Origin of the sequence: Novosphingobium sp. Chol11, assembly GCF_945870625.1 — a bacterium.
Classification (GTDB): domain Bacteria; phylum Pseudomonadota; class Alphaproteobacteria; order Sphingomonadales; family Sphingomonadaceae; genus Novosphingobium.
The window spans coordinates 1-6,032 of sequence record NZ_CAMBTS010000141.1; the positions used below are offsets into that span (position 1 = coordinate 1).

6 protein-coding genes and 1 tRNA gene are annotated in these 6,032 nt (G+C 64.6%); 4 read left to right on the forward strand and 3 right to left on the reverse strand.

Going from position 1 to position 6,032, the window contains the following annotated elements:
• The first annotated feature begins 310 nt into the window (after window positions 1-310).
• Complete coding sequence (locus Q0O40_RS14945; RefSeq protein ID WP_295531627.1) at window positions 311-1,060, forward strand: ParA family protein; 750 nt, start codon at window positions 311-313, stop codon at window positions 1,058-1,060.
• 158 nt (window positions 1,061-1,218) lie between these two features.
• Here Q0O40_RS14945 and Q0O40_RS14950 read toward each other — a convergent pair whose 3' ends face one another.
• Window positions 1,219-1,680 carry a GreA/GreB family elongation factor gene (locus Q0O40_RS14950; RefSeq protein WP_295531630.1) on the reverse strand — a complete coding sequence of 154 codons (462 nt, stop codon included), beginning with the start codon at window positions 1,678-1,680 and terminating at the stop codon, window positions 1,219-1,221.
• 10 nt (window positions 1,681-1,690) lie between these two features.
• Complete coding sequence (locus Q0O40_RS14955; RefSeq protein WP_295531633.1) at window positions 1,691-3,559, reverse strand: ABC-F family ATP-binding cassette domain-containing protein; 1,869 nt, start codon at window positions 3,557-3,559, stop codon at window positions 1,691-1,693.
• Window positions 3,560-3,687: 128 nt separating this feature from the next.
• Here Q0O40_RS14955 and Q0O40_RS14960 point away from each other — a divergent pair, with 128 nt between their 5' ends.
• A complete protein-coding gene (locus tag Q0O40_RS14960) occupies window positions 3,688-4,359 on the forward strand; it encodes a glutathione S-transferase family protein (protein WP_295531642.1) in 672 nt (223 codons plus the stop codon).
• Here the strand turns inward: Q0O40_RS14960 and Q0O40_RS14965 are convergent.
• Complete coding sequence (locus Q0O40_RS14965; RefSeq protein WP_295531636.1) at window positions 4,356-5,315, reverse strand: complex I NDUFA9 subunit family protein; 960 nt, start codon at window positions 5,313-5,315, stop codon at window positions 4,356-4,358. The genes Q0O40_RS14960 and Q0O40_RS14965 overlap by 4 nt on opposite strands.
• Window positions 5,316-5,506: 191 nt before the next feature.
• On the opposite strand from Q0O40_RS14965, the gene Q0O40_RS14970 reads away from it, so the two are divergent.
• Both Q0O40_RS14970 and Q0O40_RS14975 read left to right on the forward strand, forming a co-directional pair.
• Window positions 5,507-5,593: transfer RNA gene (locus Q0O40_RS14970), tRNA-Leu, on the forward strand.
• Between the two features lie 240 nt (window positions 5,594-5,833).
• The gene (locus tag Q0O40_RS14975) at window positions 5,834-5,998 is read left to right on the forward strand and encodes an Arm DNA-binding domain-containing protein (protein WP_295531639.1); all 165 of its coding nucleotides are present in this window, start codon (window positions 5,834-5,836) and stop codon (window positions 5,996-5,998) included.
• The last annotated feature ends 34 nt before the right edge of the window (window positions 5,999-6,032 follow it).

A 6,032-nucleotide genomic window follows, 5' to 3' on the forward strand; every position in this document is an offset into this window, starting at 1 on the left:
TCAAACAACGTGAAAGGATCAAGCGACAAACCATCGAGCATCGGCGCTTGCAACACCGCAAGCTCGCCGCCTAAAACCCAACCCCAGACGAGGCCCGCACTCCGCTAATTTACGCCGCGAGTTGTGCCAAATGTTCTGACGACGGACAAACGAGGGGGTGGAAAGCATCGGGCTGGAACAATTGCGCGCGCGGATGCGGCTGGGGCACTGAAGCTGTAGGTGTCCCAGGTTGGGAACTGGATGCAAAAGCGATTGCGTTAGCGCCGATGATCCATGATCATCCCCTTTGAATCCATGAGTTTCGGAATCAATGGCAGTCATCGCGGTCTACAGCATCATAGGCGGAGTGGGCAAGACGACTCTGGCGGTTGATCTGGCCTGGCGATCCGCCGTACTGTCCCGCCACGCGACGTTGCTGTGGGATCTTGATCCGCAAGGCGGGGCCGGTTGGCTGCTTGGCCAGCCCGAAAGCATCGCCCGCCGCGCCGCTTCGGTCTTTCAACGCGACGGGCGGCCGCGCGAACTGATCGCGCCGACGCGCTACCCCAGGCTGTCGGTGCTGCAATCGGACGAGAGCATGCGCTCGCTCAGCGTCGCGCTGGCGCGGATCGGCAAGCGCCGCCGCCTCGCCCACCTCACGGCTGCGCTGAGCGCCGAATATCCCCGCATCATTGTCGATTGCCCGCCAGTGCTGAACGAGATCAGCGACCAGATCATGGCCGCCGCCGACCTGCTCATCGTGCCGCTGCCGCCCTCGCCGCTGGCCGCGCGGGCATTGGACATGCTCCGCCGCGAGATCTCGAACAGCCAACATCGCCACCCGCCGATCCTGCCCGTGCTCTCGATGTATGACGCGCGGCGCAAACTGCACCGCGAAGTGCACACCGGGCTGGCGGCGGGCTGGCCGGTGATCCCGATGTCGAGCATGATCGAGCAGACGGCCGTGCGCCGCGCGCCCATCGCAACCTTTGCCGCGTGGAGCGAGGCGAACCTGCGGCTGCAGCGGCTATGGGACGCGATCGAATCCAAGCTGGCGCTGCGAGCGGCGATTTCAGCGTGATTTGGGGCGACCGGCGGCTGGACTAAGGCCGACGCGGCTGCGCAAGTCCTTCAGGCAGCGGCTTCAAGCGGCACAATTCCTGACACGTCCACCAAAGAGCGCGCCGCCGCCAGATCATGGGCGCGCTGCAGGTTCATCCACATTTCCGCGCTGTTGCCTTAAAGCACTTCGATCCCGAGCACTTCGATTGCGCCCTCGGCGCCGTTGAAATCGAGCGCTTCGCCCGCTTCCGCGCCCATCAGCGCGCGGGCCAGCGGGGCGGTGAAGGCCAGCCGGACATGCGCCGGGTCGGCCTCGTCAGAGCCGACGATCTCCACCGTGCGCGCCGTGCCTTTGAGCAAAAAGCGCACGCGCGTGCCAAATTCCACTTTGGCACCGGACGCGGGGGGCTGAATTTCGGCGCTGGCGCGGCGCGCTTGCCAATACTTGAGATCGCGCTTCAGCGCGGTGATCGCGGCTTCGTCGCTCGCCGCCCCCAGTTCAGCTTCGAGCCGCACCGCTTGCGCCTCGATCTGCGCCATGCCGGCCGCGGTCACCAGATTGGGGCCGGGCGGGATCGGCTGCGCGAATTTGGGTTCAAGGTGCTCTTCATCGCTTTCGCGCCGGAAAGCGACGCTCATGCCCCCACGCTCATACTGGAGCCTTGAACGTCTCGAGCGCCTCGCCCGCCGCGATCCAGCGCGCTTCTGCTGTTTCCAGTGCGCTGGCGGCCGCGCTGCGCTGGCGCGAGAGTTCGCCCATCGAGAGCCGCGCAAGCTCGCGCTCGGGCTTTCCGGCCAGCGCGGCATCCAGCGCCGCCAGCAGCGCCTGCGCCCGTGCGATCGCGGTTTCGGCCTCGGTCACTGCCTTCTGGAGGGCCTTCATTTCCTCGCGGCTCTTCGCCCCGCCCTTGCCTTTTCCGCCTTTGCCACCCTTCGCACCCTCGCCCTTGGGCTGGTTCCGCCCAAGCACGAAATCGATGTAATCCTCGATGCTGCCGGCATAGTCCCTGGCCGTTCCCGCATCGACCAGCACCAGCCGGTCCGCCGTCAGCTCGACCATATGGCGATCGTGGCTGATCAGGATCACCGCGCCGCTATACGTATTGAGCGCCTGCACCAGCGCCTCGCGCGCATCGACATCGAGGTGGTTGGTCGGCTCGTCGAGGATGAGCAGATGCGGGGCGTCGCGCGTCACCAGCGCCAGCGCCAGCCGCGCGCGCTCCCCGCCCGATAGCGTGCCCACTTGCGATTCGGCGCGCGGCCCCGAAAAGCCGAACCGGCCGAGCTGGCCGCGCACCGCCGCCGGGGTCTTGCCTGACATTGCGCGGGTCATGAGCTCGATCGGGGTGGAGCCGGTGGGTAGCTCCTCCACCTGATACTGCGTAAAATAGCCGATCTGCAGTTTGCCCGAAAGGTGCATGTCGCCGCCCATCGGCGCCAGCTGCCCCGCCAGCAGCCGCGCCAGCGTGGTCTTGCCGTTGCCATTGCGCCCCAGCAGCGCGATGCGGTCATCGGGATCGATCCGCAGGTTCAGCCGCTGGAGGATCGGGGTGTCCGCGAGATAGCCGGTGGCCGCCAGATCGAGCGTGATCAGCGGCGGACGCAGCTCGGTCGGATCGGGAAAATCGAAATGGAGCGAGGGATCCTCGATCATCGCCATCACCGGCTGCATCCGCGCCAGCATCTTGGCGCGCGATTGCGCCTGCTTGGCGGTGGAGGCGCGGGCCGAATTGCGCGCGACATAGTCGGCCAGCTTCTTGCGCTCGGCATCCTGCGCCGCCTTGGCCGAGGCAAGCTGCGCGGCGCGTTCGGCGCGCTGGCGCTCGAAACTGTCGTACCCGCCGGCATAGAGCGCGATCTTGCCGCCTTGCAGATGAAGGATGGTATCGACCACGTTGTTGAGCAAGTCTCGCTCGTGGCTGATCACCACCATCGTGCCGGGATAGGATTGCAAAAAGCTCTCCAGCCACAAGGTCGCTTCGAGATCGAGGTGGTTCGATGGCTCGTCGAGCAGCAGCAGATCGGGCGCGGAAAACAAGAGCGAGGCGAGCGCGACGCGCATTTTCCAGCCGCCCGAAAAGCTGTCGAGCGGCTGCGCCTGCATTTCCTCGTCAAAGCCGAGGCCGATCAGGATGCGCGCGGCGCGCGCATCTGCGGTATAGGCATCAATCGCGATCAACCGGTCGTGTAGATCGCCCAGCCGATCGGGATCGGTGCAGGTCTCGGCTTCTTCGAGCAGGGCGGCGCGTTCGGTATCGGCGGCCAGCACCGTTTCAACCGGGCTGAGCGATCCGCTGGGCGCCGATTGCGAGATATAGCCGAGCCGCATGCGCTTGGGCATTTCGATGCCGCCTTCATCGGGCTCTATCTCGCCGATGATGGTTTTCATGAGGGTCGATTTGCCAGCGCCATTGCGGCCGATCAGCCCGACTTTCGCGCCGGGCTGGATCGTCGCGCTGGCGCGGTCGAGGATGGTGCGCCCGCCGAGGCGCACGGTAATGCCTTGAATGGTGAGCATGCGCGGCCTCTAGCATTGCCGCGCGCAAATCCCAAATGATTGGGTCAGGCCCGATCAGCCGCACCATTTTGCGATGAGGGCACGGTCTTACTGGACTTGGGGCCGCGCCATCGTCCATGAGCAGCGAGATGTGGCAAATATATCAGTTCCCGCTCTGTCCGTTCAGCCGCAAGGTCCGGCTCCTGCTCGCCGAAAAGGGCATCGCTTACGAGCTCATCCGCGAAAACCCGTGGGAGATGCGCGAGGAATTCCATACGATGAACCCCGCGGGGCGCACCCCGATGCTGGTGAACCCGCTCAAGCAGGTAACATTGGTCGATAGCCGGGCGATCTGCGAATACTTCGAGGAGACCGTCGACAAATCGCCGATGATCATCGGCACCGCCGCAGGGCGCGCCGAAATCCGCCGCCTGGTCGCAATGTTCGATGAAAATTTTTTCAGCGCCGTTACCCATCCATTGCTCGAAGAGCGGATGATGAAGCGGTTGGTCACGCGCCAGTCCCCCGATTCGCGCGTGCTGCGCGAGGCAATGCGGCTCGCCAACGAGCATCTCTATTACATCGATTTCCTGATCGACAATCGCCCCTGGCTGGCGGGCTCAACGATGAGCCTCGCCGACCTTGCCGCCGCAGCGCAAATATCGGTCGCCGATTATCTGGGCGGGATCGATTGGTCGCTGCACGAGCAGGCCAGCAGCTGGTATTCGGTGTTCAAAAGCCGCCCCAGCTTTCGCCCGCTGCTGTCCGAACGGATGGACGTGATCCAGCCGCCCAGCCATTATGCGGATGTGAACGCTTAAGCCGCCTTTGCCGCAAACCGGCCGTGCTTGCGAAAGCGCACCATCCAGCGGTCCAGAAACAGCTCCAGTGGCCGCGCCAGCACGCCAAGCTCGGCCATGCCCGGAAGCGCGGCGCTTGCCGTATTGCCCGCTTTGAGCAAGGTCCATTGATGGCGCGTGAGCGGTGCACCGGGCAGCCAGCCGGTGGCGCTGGCAAAGGCGGACGAGACCGCATCGGGCAGATCGAGCAACAGCGGGGTGCGCTGCGCCGACTTGGCGATGCGCCGGTTGAGATCGCCCATCGTGATCACTTCGGGGCCGCCAAGCTCATAGGTCTTGCCCGCATGGGCCGCCGGCGCTGCGAGCACATTGCCCACCGCCTGTGCCGCATCATCGACATGCACCGGCTGAAACGGGGCCGAAGGCCCGAACACCGGCACCACCGGCAGCTGCGCGATCAGCCCGGCGAACATGTTGATGAAATTGTCATCCTCACCAAAGATGACCGACGGGCGCAGGATCGTGGCCGCCGGGAATGCCACCAGCACCGCCGCCTCGCCCGCCGCCTTGGTCCGGGCATAGGGCACATCGGAAGCCGCGCTGGCGCCGATCGCCGAAATCTGGACAAAGGCCTTTGCCCCGTGGCTCCTGGCGATCGCGGCGAGATGGCCCGCGCCTGCGCCCTGCACCGCATCAAGATCACCGGCGAACGCACCCACGAGATTGACCACGCTGTCGCACCCGGTGAGCGCCACTTCAAGCGTGTGCGGCTTGGTGATGTCCGCCGCAACCAGCTGGATCTGGCCAAGCCCGGCCAGCGGCTTCAAGCGAAAACCGCGCTCGGGATGGCGGCTGCAGATGCGCAGCCGCGCGCCGCGCGCGAGCAATTCCTGCGCGAGATGCGCTCCGAAAAAGCCGCTGCCACCAACCAGCGCGACCAACTGGCCATCGAGATCGCGTGCGGTACCGTTGCTCATGCGTTCAAATCCAGTCTCGTAAAGCCCCGCCAAGCCTCTGCCACAGAGCAGCCCATGGGTTCAACGAAGAAGCGCCTGCCCCGGCCATCCGCCCGCGCCCCAATCGGGCAAAGGTTTGTTGACACCCGGCAGACCATCCCCTAATCGCGCCCTCCTACCCGGCGGCAGGCGCATCGGCCCGCTGCAACCGTGCCCAGATGGCGGAATTGGTAGACGCACCAGCTTCAGGTGCTGGCGCTCGCAAGGGCGTGGAGGTTCGAGTCCTCTTCTGGGCACCATTTGTTCTCCCGAGAACACACCAAAACCATCGACAAACGGCAGAAATCTGCCATTCTGTCCTTGGTTCTGTTCCGTGGAGTTCAAGCTGGTTCCGTCCAGTTCCCCGCGAAACGGGCCATGAGATCGGGCCCAAATGGCCCGCTTTTGCAATCATGGCCCGTGCCGATGGGCGACGCTGAAAGCGACCTGCCAGATGATCCCTGCGGAACAGTGTTCCAACCGAAGCAGGAGAATCGATCATGGCATTATCGGACGTGCAAATCCGCTCTCTCAAACCCACGGACAAGCTCTACAAGATCACCGACGGGAAGGGCCTCTACCTCGAGGTAAGCCCGAACGGTTCGAAGCTGTGGCGCTACAAGTACCTCTACTGTTCCCCGTCAGCACCAATGGCACAGATTTGAGGTTGTGATTTAAGGAGTGTTGGGGCTTCGTCGT

Bases quoted from the DNA above. Each gene is read 5' to 3' on its own strand.
- Q0O40_RS14960 (WP_295531642.1), top strand. From the start codon at position 3,688: ATGTGGCAAATATATCAGTTCCCGCTCTGTCCGTTCAGCCGCAAGGTC.
- Q0O40_RS14945 (WP_295531627.1), top strand. From the start codon at position 311: ATGGCAGTCATCGCGGTCTACAGCATCATAGGCGGAGTGGGCAAGACG.
- Q0O40_RS14950 (WP_295531630.1), bottom strand. From the start codon at position 1,680: ATGAGCGTCGCTTTCCGGCGCGAAAGCGATGAAGAGCACCTTGAACCC.
- Q0O40_RS14955 (WP_295531633.1), bottom strand. From the start codon at position 3,559: ATGCTCACCATTCAAGGCATTACCGTGCGCCTCGGCGGGCGCACCATC.
- Q0O40_RS14975 (WP_295531639.1), top strand. From the start codon at position 5,834: ATGGCATTATCGGACGTGCAAATCCGCTCTCTCAAACCCACGGACAAG.
- Q0O40_RS14965 (WP_295531636.1), bottom strand. From the start codon at position 5,315: ATGAGCAACGGTACCGCACGCGATCTCGATGGCCAGTTGGTCGCGCTG.